The organism is Pseudomonas sp. LAMO17WK12:I10, assembly GCF_900215185.1.
Classification (GTDB): Bacteria; Pseudomonadota; Gammaproteobacteria; order Pseudomonadales; family Pseudomonadaceae; genus Aquipseudomonas; species Aquipseudomonas chlororaphis.
The window spans coordinates 88,131-105,698 of the sequence record NZ_OBDX01000026.1 but is presented as its reverse complement, the minus strand read 5'-3'; the positions used below and the strand labels follow the sequence as shown (position 1 = coordinate 105,698).

Sequence of the window (17,568 nt, the reverse complement as noted above, 5' to 3'; positions counted from 1 at the left end):
CGATGGATTCCTTATCGGCGCTTGTGATGAACGCGAGAGTGGGGGAATTCTCCTACCGTCTGGCTTGCAGAAGCGAGTTAAGTCCCTCCACCCCGACAGGCCCACCTTAAGACATGCAAGCGAGCTTGCTCGCGAAAAATCTAAAGATCGCCGCCGATTCAATTCCCCGGCACTGGGCAGCCGAGGTCGCCTTCCTGGCACTTGAGGTAGGTCTTGAATGCCTCGACCCGGGCCTTGGTCAGGTCGGTGGTGCAGTTGCTGTAGATCAACGGATAGACGCTGCCACCGGCCACCCCGGAGGCGGCGAACCCGCATTCCGCATCCCGAAAAGCCACCCAGGCGCGCTGGGCGCCGACCAGCAGCTTCTTGCCGTCCGGGTTGTCCTTCAGGCGCTGGGTGATGCGCTGGTAGAGCGTATTCAGTTCCTTGTCCGCGGCCTTGTGCTGCTCGGCGGCGCACTGGTTCATGGCGGCCTGGGTGCTGGCATTGGCACAGTCGGCGGCCTGGGCCAGCGGGGTCAGTAGCAGCGGCGCCAGGGCCAGAAAAATGCGTGGGTTCATGGGGATTCTCACAGTGAAGGGTGACACGCCGACAAGGGACATCGCCCGATGTTGGCGTCGCGCGGCAAGGGCCGCCGGTCAATCGTCGTCATAATCGCCGCCGGACAATTCGAAGGCCTCGGCCTCGACCGCGCGGACCGGTGTCAGGCTATAGGGCGCGATCTTCAGCCTGTCGAGGCGCCGGCTGTACGCCTGGTCGAAGTCCTCATGAAATGCGGCGAAACCGGGAGCCGCGATCAGGGTTCTGATGTCCTCGATGTAGGAACGGTAGTTTTCAACCTTGCTCATGTTGGTCGTGGCATCGGTGGTTGCCCAGACTCGCGCGACCTTCGAATCCCAGATCGGATAGAGCTGCGGGCGCAGAAAGTGCAGGAGCTTGGAGGTGCCCACTACCGAGTGCAGGCTGTTGGCCAGATCCTGCATCTGCGCCGTGTCGATCAGAACGTTCGATTGCAGTGCGCAGGCGAGGGCGGCCGAGGCTTTATCGACATGTCTGGCATTCACCCGGGCCACCCTGGGCATCCAGCCGTAGCACATTGCCGATAACTGCAGCAGCAGGTCGCCACTGTCGTGGGAGCTGGCCAGGGTTCTGGAGGCGGCCAAGAGGGCGGGGTAGGAGCGCAGGTAGGTCAGCGACTGAGGCGTCAGTTCGATCAGCGGCTCGTCGATCAGCCTGATCGCCCGGCGCAGTTTTTCAAGGGTGATTCCGGGGGGCGTCTGGGTCATCGGAGGCATTCCATTTTGTTGTCCGGTGTCTTCTCCACCGCGCTGCGCAGTGGCGGGGCAGCCATTGGAGAGTGGCGAGCTTAGCCCTGTTTTTCGGCGGCAGGGTGAAGGATTTCAACCCGTGCTTGGTCGGGCGACAAAAAAATACGCAACTATCAGGTTGCGTTTTTCGCGAGAGCGTCTAGGGTTTGATCACTGGAGGTGACCCATGAACTCATCAGATCGCATCGAAAGAAAGATCCTGCTCAAGGCAACCCGTTCTCGTGTCTGGGCCGCGCTGGCGAATGCCGAGGCGTTCGGCAGCTGGTTCGGCGTGGCGCTCGCGGGCCAGCGTTTTGTCGTCGGGCAACGGACCCGGGGGCAGATTACCTATCCCGGGTATGAACACCTGGTCTGGGATGTGCTGGTGGAGCGGCTGGAGCCCGAACATCTGTTCGCCTTCAGCTGGCACCCTTATGCGGTGGAGCCGGGCGTGGATTATTCCGTCGAGCCCAGCACCCTGGTGCAATTCGAGCTCGAAGACCTGGACGGCGGCACCTTGCTGCGGGTGGTCGAGTCGGGATTCGATGGCATTCCACCCGAGCGGCGGCTCAAGGCGTTTCGCATGAACAGCCGCGGCTGGGACGAGCAGATGAACAATATCGAGACCTACCTTGGCCCCTGATACCTCTTCCACATCTCTGCTGCCGGTGGCGGCATCCCTGGACGGCTCGGCCATGATCTTCGCGGCACTGGGCGACGAGACCCGCCTGCGGCTCGTTGCCATTCTGTGTGGCGGCGGCGCTATGTCGATCACCCAGCTGACCCTCGGCACCGACATCAGCCGCCAGGCGGTGACCAAGCATTTGCAGGTGCTGGCGCAGGCCGGGCTGGTGCGCGACGCCAAGCTGGGGCGCGAGCGCCTGTGGGCATTCGAACCGGGCCGGCTGGCCGAGGCCCGGCGCTCGCTGGAGGTGATCAGCCAGCAATGGGATCATGCCCTGGGTCAATTGCAGGCCTTTGTCGAGTCATAACGGAAAGAGTCACGGATGTTCGAGTTTTACCTGAAACGCTGGAACCTGCAGGTCGATGGCGCGCCCATCGTCACCCCTGGCAGCCACCTGCTGCCGGTGCGCCTGGACGATGCGCCGGCGATGCTGAAGATCGCCCTCGACGACGAGGAGAAATACGGCAACCGCCTGATGGTCTGGTGGGCCGGGGAGGGCGCCGCCCGGGTCTACGCACACCACGGCGATGGCTTGTTGATGGAGCGGGCCATGGGTCGGCGCTCGCTGATGCGGATGGCCCTGGCCGGCGAAGACGACGAGGTCAGCCGGATCGTCTGCGCCAGCCTGGCACGCCTGCATGCGCCACGCGCGACGCCCTTGCCGCCGCTGTTGGGCCTGCAGGAATGGTTCAAGGCCCTGCGCCCGGCCGCCCGGCGCGAGGGTGGGGTTTTCCTGCGCTGCCTGGCCACGGCCGATGAACTGCTGGCTACCCCTCGGGAACAGGTGGTGCTGCACGGCGATATCCATCACGACAATGTGCTGGACTTCGAGGAACGCGGCTGGCTGGTGATCGATCCCAAGCGGGTCATGGGCGAGCGCGGTTTCGATTTCGCCAACCTGATCTGCAACCCGGACCTGGCGACCAGCAGCGATCCGCGGCGCTTCACCCGCCAGGTCGAGGTCATCGCCCAGGCCGCCGGGCTGGAGCGCAAGCGCCTGCTGCAATGGGTGCTGGCCTATACCGGGCTGTCCGCCGCCTGGTTCCTGGAGGACGGCGACGTACCCAGCGCGGAACACCAACTGCAAGTGGCGGAATTGGCCATCCACGCTCTGGAAGGCGCGGCCTAGGGGTTTTGGCAGGTCGATCTATGGCGAAAGGCTTACATGCGCTGGCTGCTATCTCGCCTGTTGCCGATTGGGCGACAGGCTTAATCTTCACCCACCAACTGCAGCGCAGGACGCGCTCAGGGTCATGGATGACCGACCATGTGCAAGGATGCAGCGACAGGATGTCGTAATGGTCTTGAAGAAACCCCGCTTCGGCGGGGTTTTTTTTCGCCCGTGGAAAAGCTAGAGGTGGCGGGTTTCCTCCGGCACGTTGCCCCAGTTGTCATGGCGCCCGTCGGCATAGTGCACCGGGGCCGCAAGCAGTTCCTGCAGGTCGATGTCATCCAGGGTCATCACTTGCACCGCGACATAGTCGCCGCCGATCTCCTGCACATGACCGCGCCCGAAGGGGCGCACGCCGCAATGCTTGCAGAACAGATGATGGGTATTGCCGCTGTTGAACCGATAGTCGCTCAGCGCCTGTTCGCCACTGAGCAGGCGAAAGGCCTTGGGGGCGATGATCGCGTTCCAGTTGCGGGTCTTGCTGCAGATCGAGCAATTGCACTTGTTGGTGCCCTGGCTCAAGTCGATCTCGGCTTCATAGCGCACGGCACCGCAATGACAACTGCCGGTGTAAGTCTTGTGCATGGCAAGGTTCCTGAGGGAAGGCTGGGCCAGAGTGTAGAAGCTGCCCGGACATTAGCGGGAAAACTTTTTGATTAAGGCCAGTAGCCAGTATTGAATGTGCCCTGCTTAAATAAAAAAAGTTCCGATAAGAGCATGTAAGTTCGTCCGTTGGGTAGCGCGAAGGGCCTACCAGAGTTGGTAGGTTTACAAGCGTCCGATTGCAGATACAGTTTCAACCAGAAGACGGGTTCTGTCCCACTACAGGTTCTTTCTGTCAAAAACAGGCAGAAAGTATTTGTCATGCGGGGTGGGCGATTTCCGGTTTCAGTTCGTCACCAGGCCACTGCTCCGGGTGCTGCTGTTTTTATCGTGCATCATGTTTTGTTTTTTAAGTTCGACCAGCCACGAATACAGTGCGCGTCTTTCTCGTCGTGCCCAACTTATAAAAACTGCCTTTTATGCTGAAGTTCACATTCAAGTGAATCTCTGGCGTGTCTGTGTGGTTGAAAAGCCAAAGGTCCCCGCACTTATGAAACATGTTCTTGTGGTTCGTTATTCGCAAAGCGGTCAGTTGAACGACGTGGTCGAAAGCCTGATCTCGCCCCTGCGTTCGACGCGGGAGGTCAAGGTGCATGAGATGGTGCTCAAGCCCCGGGTCGCCTATCCGTTTCCCTGGCCGGTGGGCCGGTTTTTCGACGTGTTTCCCGAGACCGTGCAGCTCAGCCCGCCGGCCATCGAACCGCTGCATACCGATCATCCCGGGTCCTTCGACCTGGTGATCCTGGCGTACCAGGTCTGGTATCTGTCGCCGTCGCCGCTGATCACCGCGTTTCTCAAGAGCGCGCAAGGCAAGCGCCTGCTGGCCGGGCGCCCGGTGGTCACGGTGATCGCCTGCCGCAACATGTGGCTGATGGCCCAGGAGGCGGTCAAGCGCCTGCTGCACGAGGCCGGCGCGCGGTTGCGCGACAACGTGGTGCTGACCGACCGGGCCAATACCTTCGCCACCCTGATTACCACGCCGCGCTGGATGTTCACCGGCAGCCGCGAGTCATTCCTCGGCCTGCCCAAGGCCGGGATCAGCGCCGAGGATATTCAGGGCGCCGCACGTTTCGGGCGGGCATTGAAGGCCGCCCTGCAGGCCAATAAAGAGCAAGCCGACGGGCCGATGCTGGCAGGGCTGGGGGCGGCGACCGTCAACCCCGGGCTGATACTCAGCGAGCGGGCGGCCTATAGAGGCTTCAAGTTCTGGTCGGGAATAATTTGCCGTTTCGGCAAGTATGGGCAATGGCTACGGCGACTCTTGCTGTGCCTGTTCATCGTTTATCTATTGTTGGTCATCTTGACTGTCCTGCCTGTTTCACTGGTGTTACGCCGTTTGCTTCATCCCTTTATCCGGGCGCGTCTCGATAAGTTACAGCGTTATTACGAACAGCCGTCCGGTTCGCAACTAAATCTTGAATCCGAAGGGTGAAATCATCATGAGTGAATTGTTTGTCTATATCACGAAAACATCCACTTATATGCCGGGAGAGGCAGTGGATAACGATACGATGGAGAGCATTCTCGGGTATGTGGGCGGGCGACCTTCACGGTCTCGGCAAGTCGTGCTGCGTAATAACGGAATCAAGCAGCGCTATTATGTGCTGGACCCGCAGACCGGTATTCCCCGTTTCACTAACGCGCAAATAACCGCCGAGGCAATCAAGGGCCTGGTGGGCGACGGCTTTACCCTGGACACCATGGAATGCCTGTCCACCGGCACCACCATGCCGGACCAGTTGATGCCCAACCATGGCGTGATGGTGCATGGCGAACTGGGCAACAAGCCTTGTGAGGTGGTGTCCACCGCCGGCATCTGCCTGGCGGGCCTCACCGCGCTGAAATACGCCTACCTGTCGGTGCTTGCGGGGGCCAGCCGCAATGCCGTGGCCACCGCCTCGGAAGTGCCTTCGCCGGTGCTGCATGCGCGCAATTTCGATGCGGAAAACGAGGCGCTGGTGGCGCAGATGGCAGCCCGCCCGGAAATCGCCTTCGATAAGGATTTCCTGCGCTGGATGCTGTCCGACGGGGCCGGGGCCTTCCTGCTCGAGAACCAGCCACGGGCCGGCGGCCTGTCGCTGCGCATCGACTGGATCGACATCTTCTCCTACGCCAACGAATTGCCGACCTGCATGTACGCCGGCGCGGAAAAGGCCGAGGACGACAGCCTGGTCGGCTGGAAGCTGCTGACCCCGGAGGAGTGGGCCTCGCGCTCGATCTTCGCGATCAAGCAGGACGTGCGGCTGCTGAACGAGAACGTGGTGAAATACACCCTCGGCAAGCCGCTCAAGGAGGTGATGATCAAGCGCAACCTGTCGCCCGAGGCCATCGACTGGTTCCTGCCGCACATGTCATCGGAATACTTCCGCAAGCCGATTGCCGAGTGCCTGGAAAACACCGAGCTGGCGATTCCCCAGGAGCGCTGGTTCACCAACCTGTCCGAGCGCGGCAACACCGGCTCGGCGTCGATCTACATCATGATCCATGAGCTGCTGGAGTCCGGACGCCTGCACAAGGGGCAGCGCGTGCTGTGTTTCGTCCCGGAAAGCGGGCGCTTCTCCGGCGGCTTCATGCACCTGACGGTGGTCTGACGCGCCTCGCCAAGGCGCAAGAACCCGGTGGCCGGCGTGGGTCGGCCACTGTTTCGTGGTACGCATCCAACTGCAAGGGAATGAACATGGAAAACCTCGAACAACGCGTGAAAAGAGTGGTGGCGAGCGAACTGGCCGTCGACCTGGCGCAGATCGGCAACCAGGACTCGTTCGTCGAGAACCTGGGAGCAGACTCGCTGGCCCGGGTGGAACTGGTGTCGGCCCTGGAGGCCGAGTTCGACCTCACGATCCCGGACGACGCAGCCGATGACCTGCAGACCGTGCAGCAGGTGATCGACTACCTCCGACAGGCCAGTGAGCAAGCAGTCCCGGCCTGACGTCGGTTCATCGAAGATGCGGCCAGGGCTCAGCTGGCCGATAAGGTTGCTCTGGTCCGCATCTTTCTTCAGCTTCTGTAAGCGCCGTCTCAGGCCTGCCGCCACTGCGCCACGACCCTGTCGACGATCTCGCCGCGCTGCTGGATGGCGTTCGCCGCGAGCCGCTGGGCTTGCTCCACCACCGCTTTGGGGGCTGTCCGTGGGCTACCGGCCGCGAACGGCGGAGCCGGGGCGTATTCCAGTTGCAGCTGGACCCGCTGCGCCGTTGCCTCGCCGAACAGTTCGCCGGCCAGGGTCAGGGCAAAATCGATCCCGGCGGTAATCCCGCCACCGCTCAACAGGTTGCCATCGCGCACCACGCGTTCCTGTACCGCGATCGCCCCCAGCGCCTCCAGCAAATGGTGGTAGGCCCAATGGGTAGTGGCGCGCCTGCCCCGCAGCAGCCCGGCGGCGCCGAGCACCAGGGAGCCGGTGCACACCGAGGTGACATAACGTGCCTGCGCCGCCTGCTGGCGGATGAAGTCGAGGGTCTGCGGGTCTTCCATCAACGGCCCGACACCGGCGCCACCGGGGATGCAGATCACGTCCAGCGGCGGGCAGTCGGCGAAGCTGGTAGTCGCCTGCAGCACCAGGCCGGTGCTGGCGGTGACCGGCCCGCGCGCCTTCCAGACCAGATGCACCTGCACGTCCGGCAGCGACGCGAGCACATCGTAGGGGCCGGTCAGGTCGAGTTGCTGGACGTTGGGGAACAACAGGAAACCGATCTGCAGCGTCATGGGGTATCTCCCTGGAGAAGTTCGAAGGTGTCCGCGTTTATCTGGCTGGACGGTTCGACTCTAGCGCCCTAGGCTTTGGCGAATACGCCAACCTACCCACGATTTACGCCAATCATGCCCCAGACCGCCAGAACCGTTCATGTACTGACTTTCGCCAACGCCCAGGTACTCGATGTCACGGGCCCGCTGCAGGTGTTTGCTTCGGCCAACGACCTGGCGCGGCATAAAGGCCTGCCGCTGCCCTACGCGGTGAATGTGATCGCCGCGGGCGACGGGCCGGTGACCACCTCGGCCGGGCTGACGCTGCTGGCCGAGCCCTTGCCGGCGCCGGGCACGCCTTGCGACACCCTGGTCATCGCCGGCGGCTGGGGCGTGTACGCTGCGGCGGAAGATCCGGCGCTGGTGGCCTGGGTCCGCCAGCAGGCGGCGCTGGCGCGGCGGGTGGCGTCGGTGTGCACCGGGGCGTTCCTGCTGGCCGCCAGTGGCTGGCTCGATGGGCGCCGGGTGGTCACCCACTGGACCCGCTGCGAGCAACTGGCGCGGCAATATCCGCAGCTGCGGGTGGAAGCCAACCCGATCTTCATCAACGAGGGGCCGGTCTGGACCTCGGCCGGCGTCACCGCCGGTATCGACCTGGCCCTGGCGCTGGTGGAGGCGGACCTGGGGCATGCCATGGCGCTGGACGTGGCCCGGCAACTGGTGGTGTTCCTCAAGCGCCCGGGCGGCCAGTCGCAGTTCAGCGCGACCCTGGCCCTGCAAAAACAGGGCAGCCGCTTCGACGACCTGCACGCCTGGATCGCCGAAAACCTCGGTCGCGAGCTGAACATCCCGGCCCTGGCCGAGCGGGCCGGCATGAGCGAACGCAGCTTTGTCCGCCACTACCGCGCCGACACCGGCCAGACCCCGGCCCGGGCCATCGAACAGATCCGCGTGGAAAGCGCCCGGCGTCTGCTCGGCGACAGCGGCGTGGCGATCAAGCGCATCGCCGTGCAGTGCGGCTTCGGCAGCGAAGAAACCCTGCGCCGCAGCTTCCTGAGGGTCGTCGGCGTGACGCCGCAGGCGTATCGGGAGCGCTTTTCGCCAGAGGGGGAGTCAGGCTTCCAGTAGTTCCAGCAGTGCCTGCAAGGTGGCCTGCGGCGCTTCCTGCGGTACGTTGTGGCCGACCCCGGGCAAGATCCGGCGCTGGTAAGGGCCGGTGAACAGGCCGATGTCTTCGTCCTCTTCGCTCGCCGGGCCGACCCCGTCATCGGCGCCGCACAACGAGAGGGTCGGCACGCGGATCGGCGGCTGCTGCGCCAGGGCCTGCTCGATATGTTCCAGGCTCGGGTCGCCCGGTGCGTACATGAAGCGATGCCGGTAGGAATGGATCACCACCTCGACGAAGTCCGGGTTGTCGAACGACGGCGCGCTCAGATCATAGAGTTCGCGGCCGCGATCCCAGGTCGGCGACCACAGTCGCCACAGCAGTGCGCACAGTTTGCGACGGTTGGCGGTCAGGCCGTCGACCCCGCGTTGGGTGTGGAAATAATACTGATACCAGAGCCGGTGCTCGGTCTCGGGCGGTCGCGGCTGGGTCGAGCGGGCAATGTCCTGGATGTTGTAGCCGTCGGCGCTTACCAGGCAGCGCACCCGTTCCGGCCACAGGGCCGCGACGATGCAGGCGGCGCGACCGCCCCAGTCGAAACCGGCGAGGGCGGCCCGGGGGATCTCCAGGGCGTCCATCAGGTCCAGCAGGTCCTGGGCCAGCGCCGCCTGTTGCCCGGAACGCGGGATGTCCGGGCCGGCGAAACGGGTCGGGCCGTAGCCGCGCAGGTACGGCACTATCACCCGATAGCCGCGCGCCGCCAGCTCGGGGGCAATCTCGTCGTAGCTGCGTGGGTCGTAGGGAAAACCATGCAACAGAATCACCGGCTCGCCGTCGGCGGGGCCGTGGTGTTCGTAGGCGATACGCAGGCGGGGCGTCAGGACGTGTTCGAGCGCAGGCGAGTTGTTCATTCCAGGCACCATCGTTGACCAAGATTGTTGACCAAGATTCGAACTTTAGCTCATCGGTAGCGGCCTTCGACCCTGCAAACGGCCAACCGGTGTTTTTCAGAGCGCCAGAGGAAGTTCGTAGTGTCGTCGTACTGGCTGACGAGCGCGTCATACTCCTCCAGCATCGCGCGTCCCGGCCACCAGTTGAACGCATCGGCATAGTCACCAGAGGCCCGCATGAGCATGGTCAGCGCGATGTCGAAGGCTTTCAGCGTGATGTAGCCCCCGTGCTTGGCAATCAGTTCGGCGATGGTGACGTCTTCGACTATCCGCACATGCGTGCCTTCATCCGACTGGACAATGAAGTAGTCGCCCAGGGGTGAGTAGGGCGCATCCTGCCGATAGTCCCTTTGCACCTTGTTGAAGTCGGACAGGGTGAAGCTGCCGTGGACAAAGTCCGAAAGGGGCGCGTAGGACTTCTGGTATTCGTCGCCCCAGCCGAGGTTCGCGGCGGACATCATTTTTTGCACGCCAGGGCACTGGCCCTGGGAAAACCTTTCGAGGCGATCATCGAAGTTTTCGGCAAGCCAGGAGAACCGGGCAGCCAGGTCAAGCGAGGTGCGAAGGGTGGCCAGGGCGGGCCTGATCAAACCCAGTTTCAGCACATGCTCGATGGTCTGGATCAACTCGATCTGAAATTCCGCGGTTCTTTTGAACACCAGATTGGCGTGCTCGTGATACCCCAGCCGCTCCGCGGTTCCTTCCGTATGTGCCGCCAGGAACAGCATCTTGCGGGTCGCTGAGAAATAATGGGTGATGTCGATTTTCGGGACCACGTTTAACGTTCCTGTCGTGTGTTCATGGGGGGACGGACGTTAACCGTCCGCGCCGGAAAAGGAGATGAATGATTCCCGGGCAAGGCCTGTCTTACGCTGGGTCTTTCAGCGCCCGGTCGCGCCCTGCACAAGCTCGCTGCTCGTCACCCGGTGCTTGAAATGGTGCTGCCACAACCGCATGCCCAACTGCCCGCTGCGGTCCAGTGACGAGCCCAGGGTCAGGTCGGTGATCAGCGTTGGTTGCAGGCCGGCGTCGAACAGGGCGCAGCCGGCGGCGAGCACGCAGGTGTCGGTCTGGATGCCGCAGACCAGCACGCGCTCCGGGGCCAGGCTGCGCAGCTAGGCGATGGTGTCCGGCGTGGGGGCGTAGCCGTGCTTGATGAAGAACGCATGGGAATCCTTGGGCGGGCCGGGCGGCCTATTCTGCCCGCAAACCGCCGTTGCCGCGAACGGCTTGTCTTCTGTAGGCGCCAGGCGATGGGGCGTATTGCGGGTCAAGGCTGCCAGAGGATCTTCTCGCCACTGAGGCGGCGATCGAGAAAACTCGCCGCGCTGATCAAGGCCAGGTGGGTCAGTGCCTGGGGGGTGTTGCCCAGGTGCCGGGCATGGCTGTCGAACTCTTCGGCGTACAGCCCCAGCGGGTTGGCGTAGCGCAGCAGTTGCTCGAACTCCAGGTGGGCCTGGTCCAGCCGGCCGGCGCGGGCCAGGCATTCGACGTACCAGAACGAGCAGGCGGCGAATGCGCCTTCGGTGCCGGCCAGGCCGTCGATCTGGCTGTCTTCGTTGCGGTAGCGGTAGACCATGCCGTCGCGCACCAGGGTCCTCTCGATGGCTTCCAGGGTCGCCAGCCAGCGCGGGTCGCGGGCGCCGACGAAGCGCACCAGCGGCATCAGCAGCATCGAGCCGTCCAGCGCGGTGCCGCCCCGGCACTGGACGAAATGCCCGCCTTCGGCGTTCCAGAAGTTGCTCCAGATATCGTCGTAGATCGCCTGGCGTGTCTGGTCCCAACGGGCGAACGGCGCCGGCAGCGAGCGCTTCGAGGCGAGGCGGATGGCCCGGTCCAGGGCGACCCAGCACATCAACCGCGAATGCAGGAAGTGATGCTGCTCGCCGCGCATTTCCCAGATGCCCACATCCTCGCCGTCCCAGCTGCTGCAGACCTGATCCACCACATCCACCACGTGTTTCCAGCCTTCGTGGGAAATCGCCTCGCCGTATTTGTTGACCAGGTACACCGCGTCCAGCAGCTCGCCGAAGATGTCCAGCTGGACCTGTTCATAGGCCTGGTTGCCGATACGCACCGGCGTCGCGCCGCCATGCCCGGACAGGTGCGACAGTTGGGTTTCCGGCAGTTGCTGGCGGCCGTCGATGGCGTACAGGATATTCAGCTTGGCCGGCTGGCCACGGCAGTCGCTGACCCGCCCGCGCAGCCAGCGCATGTAGGCGTTGGCCTCCTCGACGAAGCCCAGGCGCATGAAGGCGTAGACGGTGAACGAGGCGTCGCGGATCCAGGTGTAGCGGTAATCCCAGTTGCGTTCGCCGCCCGGGGTTTCCGGCAGGCCGAAAGTGGCGGCGGCGAGGATCGCCCCGTGCTTGCGCGAGGTCAGCAGCTTCAGCGCCAGGGCCGAACGATTGACCATTTCGCGCCAGCGGCCGCGGTAGTTGGACTGGCCGATCCAGTCGCGCCAGAACTTCAATGTGCGTTCCAGGCACAGGTCGCTGCCGCCTGTGACCAGTCGCGGATCGTCGAGCCCGCCCAGCATGAATTCGGCGCTCTGCCCCTGTTCCAGCTCGAACTCGGCCACCGCCGCCTCCCGGTCGATGCGCAGGGGCTGGCTGGCCACCAGGCGCAGCCCCGGCTGCCGCTCGGCCTCGAAGCACACCGCGTCGCCGTCCAACCGCGCGCGGGTGGTGGCGCGGGCATAGTCATGGCGCACCGCGCAGCGCAGGCGCAGGGTGGTGCGGCCGCTGACTACCCGCACCCGGCGGATCAACAGCGGCAGGTCGTCCTCGCTGTCGCCGATGGCCAGCAGGTCGGTGGCTTCGACCACCGCCCGCTCGCTCAGCCAGCGGGTCTGCAGCACGTTGCTGTCGGGCAGGTAGATTTGTTCGCGGCGGGCGTCGGGCAGGTCCGGCGCCAACTGGAAGATGCCGGCGTCCGGGGTATCGAGCAGCGAGCAGAAGATCGACGGGCTGTCGAACTCCGGCCAGCAGAAAAAATCCACGCTGCCCTTGTCGTTGACCAGCGCGGCGCTGCGCAGGTCGCCGATGATGCCGTGGGCGTCGATCGGTGCCTGTCGTTCAGTGTCAGCCATGGTCGCGAAACTCCGGGTACAGGCTCATGCCGCCATCGATCACCAGGGTGCTGCCGAGCACGTAGTCGGACGCATCGCTGGCCAGCCAGACCACGGCGTTGGCCACGTCCTTGACGTCGCCGATGCGCCCGTAGGGAATCAGCTCGAGCAGCTTGCGCTCGGCCGCGCCCTCGGTGGCTTTGCGATTGAGCGGCGTGGCGATCGCGCCCGGGGCAATGGCATTGACGCGGATGCGCTGGTGGCTGACCTCCTGGGCCAGGCTGCGCATCAGCATGTCCACACCGCCCTTGGACGCCGCGTAGTTGACGTGCCCGGCCCAGGGAATCCGTTGGTGCACCGAGCTCATGTGAATGATCTTGCCGGCGGCGCGCGACACGCCGCTGCGGATGCCTTGGCGGTTGAAAATGCGCAGGGCGGCGCGGGCGCAGAGGAACTGGCCGGTGAGGTTGACGCTGATCACCTGGTTCCAATCCTCCAGGGTCATGTCCACCGTGGCGGCGTCTTTTTGCAGGCCCGAGTTGGCCACCAGGATGTCGAGGAAACCGAAGGCTTCCAGGGCCTTGTCGAACAGGTGCTGGACCTGGTCTTCCTGGGAGATGTCGGCGCCCACGGCAATGGCCCGGCCGCCGCAGGCGTTGATATCGGCGGCGAGTTTTTCCGCGGGCGCCGCCTGCCGATGGTAATTGAGCACCACCGAGGCCCCGGCCGCGGCCAGGGCGGTGGCCGCCGCGGCGCCGATGCCGGAACTGGCGCCGGTGACCAGGGCGACTTGTTGGTTCAGGGAGATATTCATGAGCACGCACCTTAACCGGAGAGCCTGTTCAGCTGACTGGCAAGAGCGGGCAGGAGTTCACCGGGGACACGAAATCCCGGAGGAGGGCGGGGCCGATCCAAGCATCCGGCGCCGGGGTTCAGCGCACCCGCAAGCCCTGCAGCAACGCCTCCAGCCCGGCCAGTGCCTGCTGCAATCGTTGCCCCGGATGCTCGTCCCGGGCAATCCACAGCGAGGCGTCGAGCAGGCTGCCGTTGATCAGGCGCGCCAGGGCTTCGCTGGGGGCGTTGACCACCAGGCCGGCCTGCATCAGCTCATCCAGCAGCGCGCTCAAGGACGCCACGCACTGCTCCTCGCTGGCCTCGGTCAGGTCGCCGAGTACCGCGCGCGCGTCCTGCAGGACGATGCGCTGGATCTCCGCTTCCTGGGCCATTTCCAGGTAGGTGCGGCAGCGCTGGACGAAGGCGGCCCACAGGTCGTCGGTGCTGCGCGAGATTGCCTCCAGGCGCTGGTCCATCTCGGCGTCGAGCTGTTCCACCACCGCCGCCAGCAGGCCTTTCTTGTCGCCGAAATGGTGGTACAAGGCACCTCGGGTCAGGCCCGCCTCGGCCGTCAGCTCGTCCATCGAGGTGTTGGCATAGCCCAGGCTGCCAAAGGCCTGGCGGGCACTGGCGATGAGTTTGCTGCGGGTTTCTTCGATCATCTCGGCGCGTTGACGCGGGCTCATGGCGGGCACTCACACAACTGATACATGGATTGACATACGCCGCGTATGTTCTCATGCTTTCTCACATACGCGCCGTATGTATTTTTGCCTTGCGGTGCATTTCTGGCAAGCCTCAAACAAGGTGTGATGACAATGGCAAACCCTTACCGCGAACTGTTCAACGCCCCCGGCAGCCGCGCTTTCGTGGTGGCGGGGATGATTGCGCGGATGCCGATGTCGATGACCGGCATCGGCCTGATCACCATGCTGGCCCAGCTCAAGGGCGGTTATGCGCTGGCCGGTGCGGTGGCGGCGACTTTCGCCCTGGCCACGGCCTTCTGCGCGCCCCAGGTGTCGCGCTTGGTCGACCGTTTCGGCCAGGGCCGGGTGCTGCCGATCGCCGCCGGTGTGGGCGGTGGGGCACTGCTGGCGTTGCTGCTGTGCACCCGCTTGCAGACGCCGCACTGGACGCTGTTCCTGTTCGCCGCCCTGGCCGGCTGCATGCCGAGCATGCCGGCCATGGTCCGCGCCCGCTGGACCGAACTGTACCGCGGCCAGCCACAGTTGCAGACCGCCTATGCCCTGGAATCGGTGCTCGATGAGGTGTGCTTTATCGTCGGCCCGCCGTTGTCGGTGGGGCTGTGCGTGGCGGCCTTCCCCGAGGCCGGGCCGCTGGCGGCGCTGCTGATGCTGGCGATCGGCGTCACCGCGCTGGTGGCGCAACGGGCGACCGAGCCGCCGGTGCATCCCCATGAGGCCCGGCACGACGTGTCGATCATCCGTTCGCTGGAGTTGCAGTTGCTGGTGCTGCTGATGATCGCCATGGGCATGATCGTCGGCGTGGTGGATGTGGTCAGCGTGGCGTTCGCCCAGCAGCAGGGGCAACCCGCGGCGGCGAGCATCGTGCTGTCGGTGTACGCCATCGGTTCCTGCCTGGCGGGCATCGCCTTCGGCGCGCTGAAACTGAATATCCCGCTGCCGCGACTGTTCATGTACGGCGGCATCGCCACCGCCGTGACCACCCTGCCATTGCTGCTGGCGAGCAATATCTTCGGCCTGTCCCTGGCGGTGTTCGTCTCCGGCCTGTTCTTCGCCCCGACCCTGATCGTCGCCATGGCCCTGGTGGAAAACATCGTGCCGCCGGCCAAGCTCACCGAAGGCCTGACCTGGCTGGTCACCGGGGTCAGCATCGGCGTGGCCATCGGTGCGGCCAGCTCCGGCTGGCTGGTGGATGCCTTTGGCGCGCGCAGCGGCTTCTGGGTAGCGCAGGCGGCGGGGGTGGTGGTACTGGGGGCGGCGGTGCAGAGCTGGCGCCGGCTGACCCGGGGCCAGCCGGCGGTCGCCTGAGCCTTACCAGCCGCGCCCGGAGTTGACCCAGAAATTCACCGACAGCGAGGTGGATACCGACTGCACCTGATGGAACCAGCCCTCGGGCAGAAACAGCAGGTCGCCGGCTTCCAGGATGACCCGCAGGAAGGTCACGTCCCGCGAGGCCGGAAAACGCTCGTAGTCCGGCGCGTCCGGGTTGACCTCGCAACCGTCGAGCCCGCCCTCGGGCGCGGTCGACCAGGTGCCCAGCGCCTCACGGTGATGGGGCGCGGCGAGGATGAAGGACTTCTGGCCCCAGACCTGGGCGAACAGGTTGTCGGTGTCGTCGCGGTGCAGCGGGGTCAGGGTGCCCTTGGGGCCGATCCAGATCCGTGGCGGGATGAACAGCGAGCGGTCGAAGTAGGGCGGGTACTGGATCTGCTCCAGCAACTGCGCCGGCAGGATGTTGTTGCCCATGTAGGCGGGCGGTTCGCCGTCGGCGTTTTTCGGCGCCGGGTTGTCCAGCGAGGCGATGAACTCGGCCATGGAGGTGGAGCGAAAGTCGCGCTCGGTGGAAAAGGTCTTCTTCACGTAGTCGCCGTGGCGGGTGATGCCTTGCAGTTCGGCGAAGTGCACCAGCGATTCTTCGCGGCTGAGCTGGAACAGCGGCCAGTCCTGCAGGGCATCGCTGATCACCACGGGAATGCCCTGGGGCAGGTAACGCGTCCTGAACTCCTCCACCGACAGCCCGCTGCGCGGACGCCGTTCCACCGTGTGCTGGGTCGGCAGGCCGGCCGAGACTTGTTCGCTGTAGCGCGGCGGGGTGGGGTAGCGGGTGTTCATCTCGACTTTCTTTTCCAGCGCGCCACCGCCATGCCGGGCATGGTCGATGATCTGCGGCAGCAGCGTGGCCAGGCCCATGTTGCCGCCGATTTTCAGGCGGCCGCTGGCGAACAGTTCCTCGACGTTGGCGCTGCCGCCCATGATCCCGAGAAAGTCGGCCTGGCCGACCTCGATGGTGACATCAGGCGTCGGATGCCGGCCGGCTTCGGTGCGGCTGTGCGCCTGGACCTCTGACCAGAATGCCAGTTGTGGACCGAACACGAATTGAAAGGTGCCTTCGATTCCCACGGCACCGGCATTGGCGAACAGCTTTGACAGAATGGTCTGCAAGTCCACGGCGATCTCTCTTATTTGCGGTTTGATCTGCAGCAGAGAACGAAGGCTGTATCGGGAAATTTATGGGGACGACTGACTCAATGACGACCGGTCAAGCGAAGGGGAGCTACTGTAGGAGCAGCCGGCTGGTGCACTAATTTGCCGGCCAGGTGGCACGTCCAGTCTTTACCATCATTTTTCTCAAGGGGAACACCGTGACCCAGCTGACGTTGCTGTGCCTGCCGTATTCCGGAGCCAGCGCCATGGTCTACAGCCGCTGGCGGCGCAAGCTGCCCGAATGGCTGAAATTGCAGCCGGTGGAACTGCCCGGGCGGGGCGCCCGTTACGCCGAGCCGCTGGCCACCGACATGCGCGAGCTGGCGCGGCAACTGGCGCTGGAAGTTCGCGCGGGCCTGCGTACGCCCTATGCCTTGTTCGGCCATAGCCTGGGGGCGCTGCTGGCCTGCGAGCTGGCCCACGCCCTGCGGGCCCTGGGTGGTCCGGAACCGGTGGCGCTGTTCGCTTCGGGAACCGCGGCGCCGACCCTGCGCACCGACTACGACCGGGGTTTTGCCGACCCCAAGACGGACGAACAGTTGATCGAACAGCTGCGCACCCTCAATGGCACCAGTGAAGAGGTGTTGGCCAACCAGGAGTTGATGAGCCTGACCCTGCCGATCCTGCGCGCCGACTTTCTCCTGTGTGGCCGTTTTCGCCCGCTGCAGCGACCGTTGCTGAACTGCCCGGTGCATGTCCTGGGAGGCAAGGCCGACCGGGCCACCACCGAACAGTTGATTGGCTGGAGAAAGGAAACCCAGGGCAGCTTCTCCGTGGACATGCTGGCGGGCGGGCACTTCTTCATCCACGAACACGAAGCCAGGGTCCTGAGCCTGATCAAGGGTCACCTTGAGGTGCATCGTCGGCGTCACCTGCAAGCCGAAACCGCGGTTTCCTGAGCCAGGCAATGTAGCCGCTGCCGCAGGCTGCGAACGGCCGGTACGGCCGCGGCGTTCTCAAGGCCCAGGCAG

General features: G+C 64.6%; 19 protein-coding genes and 1 pseudogene. 9 read left to right on the top strand and 11 right to left on the bottom strand.

The window, feature by feature from the left end; all coding sequences use genetic code 11:
- Positions 1-158 precede the first annotated feature (158 nt).
- Both CRO75_RS24685 and CRO75_RS24680 read right to left on the bottom strand, forming a co-directional pair.
- Complete coding sequence (locus CRO75_RS24685) at positions 159-560, bottom strand: lysozyme inhibitor LprI family protein (protein ID WP_097138827.1); 402 nt, start codon at positions 558-560, stop codon at positions 159-161.
- 78 nt (positions 561-638) lie between these two features.
- Positions 639-1,286, bottom strand: a complete 648-nt coding sequence (locus tag CRO75_RS24680; protein ID WP_097138826.1) for a hypothetical protein — start codon at positions 1,284-1,286, stop codon at positions 639-641.
- 208 nt (positions 1,287-1,494) lie between these two features.
- On the opposite strand from CRO75_RS24680, the gene CRO75_RS24675 reads away from it, so the two are divergent.
- The 3 genes from CRO75_RS24675 to CRO75_RS24665 are packed head-to-tail and all read left to right on the top strand — an operon-like array spanning position 1,495 to position 3,121.
- Positions 1,495-1,950, top strand: a complete 456-nt coding sequence (locus tag CRO75_RS24675; protein ID WP_097138824.1) for an SRPBCC family protein — start codon at positions 1,495-1,497, stop codon at positions 1,948-1,950.
- The gene (locus CRO75_RS24670) at positions 1,940-2,299 is read left to right on the top strand and encodes a metalloregulator ArsR/SmtB family transcription factor (RefSeq protein WP_097138822.1); all 360 of its coding nucleotides are present in this window, start codon (positions 1,940-1,942) and stop codon (positions 2,297-2,299) included. Before CRO75_RS24675 ends, CRO75_RS24670 begins: the two co-directional genes overlap by 11 nt.
- Positions 2,300-2,314: 15 nt before the next feature.
- The gene (locus tag CRO75_RS24665; RefSeq protein WP_097138821.1) at positions 2,315-3,121 is read left to right on the top strand and encodes an aminoglycoside phosphotransferase family protein; all 807 of its coding nucleotides are present in this window, start codon (positions 2,315-2,317) and stop codon (positions 3,119-3,121) included.
- Positions 3,122-3,343: 222 nt separating this feature from the next.
- Here the strand turns inward: CRO75_RS24665 and CRO75_RS24660 are convergent, their stop codons facing one another.
- Positions 3,344-3,748, bottom strand: coding sequence for a GFA family protein (locus CRO75_RS24660; RefSeq protein ID WP_009044831.1), 405 nt, complete (start codon positions 3,746-3,748; stop codon positions 3,344-3,346).
- Positions 3,749-4,256: 508 nt separating this feature from the next.
- Between CRO75_RS24660 and darA the strand changes: the two genes are divergently transcribed.
- The 3 genes from darA (at position 4,257) to darC (ending at position 6,695) form a co-directional block, all read left to right on the top strand.
- A complete protein-coding gene (gene darA / locus CRO75_RS24655) occupies positions 4,257-5,198 on the top strand; it encodes a 2-hexyl, 5-propylresorcinol biosynthesis aromatase DarA (RefSeq protein WP_097138819.1) in 942 nt (313 codons plus the stop codon).
- Between the two features lie 7 nt (positions 5,199-5,205).
- The gene (gene darB, locus CRO75_RS24650) at positions 5,206-6,357 is read left to right on the top strand and encodes a beta-ketoacyl synthase DarB (protein WP_085533857.1); all 1,152 of its coding nucleotides are present in this window, start codon (positions 5,206-5,208) and stop codon (positions 6,355-6,357) included.
- A gap of 80 nt (positions 6,358-6,437) precedes the next feature.
- On the top strand, positions 6,438-6,695 hold the full coding sequence (darC, locus tag CRO75_RS24645; protein WP_110402621.1) for a 2-hexyl-5-propylresorcinol biosynthesis acyl carrier protein DarC: 258 nt from the start codon (positions 6,438-6,440) through the stop codon (positions 6,693-6,695).
- A gap of 89 nt (positions 6,696-6,784) precedes the next feature.
- Here the strand turns inward: darC and inhA are convergent, their stop codons facing one another.
- Positions 6,785-7,471 (bottom strand): isonitrile hydratase, encoded by a 687-nt coding sequence (gene inhA / locus CRO75_RS24640; protein ID WP_097138817.1) that lies wholly within the window; start codon positions 7,469-7,471, stop codon positions 6,785-6,787.
- A 114-nt stretch (positions 7,472-7,585) separates the two neighbouring features.
- On the opposite strand from inhA, the gene CRO75_RS24635 reads away from it, so the two are divergent.
- Entirely contained in the window at positions 7,586-8,578 is a 993-nt protein-coding gene (locus tag CRO75_RS24635; RefSeq protein WP_097138815.1) for a GlxA family transcriptional regulator, read from the top strand.
- Here the strand turns inward: CRO75_RS24635 and CRO75_RS24630 are convergent.
- From CRO75_RS24630 to CRO75_RS24605, 6 genes and pseudogenes are all read right to left on the bottom strand, one after another.
- On the bottom strand, positions 8,564-9,466 hold the full coding sequence (locus tag CRO75_RS24630) for an alpha/beta hydrolase (RefSeq protein WP_097138813.1): 903 nt from the start codon (positions 9,464-9,466) through the stop codon (positions 8,564-8,566). The two genes, CRO75_RS24635 and CRO75_RS24630, sit on opposite strands and share 15 nt — an antisense overlap.
- 50 nt (positions 9,467-9,516) lie before the next feature.
- Positions 9,517-10,281, bottom strand: a complete 765-nt coding sequence (locus CRO75_RS24625; protein ID WP_085533865.1) for a hypothetical protein — start codon at positions 10,279-10,281, stop codon at positions 9,517-9,519.
- A gap of 105 nt (positions 10,282-10,386) precedes the next feature.
- Positions 10,387-10,665, bottom strand: a pseudogene (locus CRO75_RS24620) (cysteine hydrolase family protein); the annotation flags it as partial.
- Between the two features lie 110 nt (positions 10,666-10,775).
- Positions 10,776-12,596, bottom strand: a complete 1,821-nt coding sequence (locus CRO75_RS24615) for a glycoside hydrolase family 15 protein (protein WP_097138812.1) — start codon at positions 12,594-12,596, stop codon at positions 10,776-10,778.
- A complete protein-coding gene (locus CRO75_RS24610) occupies positions 12,589-13,389 on the bottom strand; it encodes a glucose 1-dehydrogenase (protein WP_097138810.1) in 801 nt (266 codons plus the stop codon). The genes CRO75_RS24615 and CRO75_RS24610 overlap by 8 nt, the downstream gene beginning before the upstream one ends.
- Before the next feature lie 118 nt (positions 13,390-13,507).
- A complete protein-coding gene (locus CRO75_RS24605) occupies positions 13,508-14,095 on the bottom strand; it encodes a TetR/AcrR family transcriptional regulator (protein ID WP_097138809.1) in 588 nt (195 codons plus the stop codon).
- Positions 14,096-14,227: 132 nt separating this feature from the next.
- Here CRO75_RS24605 and CRO75_RS24600 point away from each other — a divergent pair, with 132 nt between their 5' ends.
- On the top strand, positions 14,228-15,421 hold the full coding sequence (locus CRO75_RS24600) for an MFS transporter (protein ID WP_009044819.1): 1,194 nt from the start codon (positions 14,228-14,230) through the stop codon (positions 15,419-15,421).
- A 3-nt stretch (positions 15,422-15,424) separates the two neighbouring features.
- Here the strand turns inward: CRO75_RS24600 and CRO75_RS24595 are convergent, their stop codons facing one another.
- A complete protein-coding gene (locus CRO75_RS24595; RefSeq protein ID WP_097138807.1) occupies positions 15,425-16,561 on the bottom strand; it encodes a cupin-like domain-containing protein in 1,137 nt (378 codons plus the stop codon).
- Between the two features lie 194 nt (positions 16,562-16,755).
- Here CRO75_RS24595 and CRO75_RS24590 point away from each other — a divergent pair, with 194 nt between their 5' ends.
- Positions 16,756-17,496 carry an alpha/beta fold hydrolase gene (locus CRO75_RS24590; protein ID WP_097138833.1) on the top strand — a complete coding sequence of 247 codons (741 nt, stop codon included), beginning with the start codon at positions 16,756-16,758 and terminating at the stop codon, positions 17,494-17,496.
- Positions 17,497-17,568: the final 72 nt, after the last annotated feature.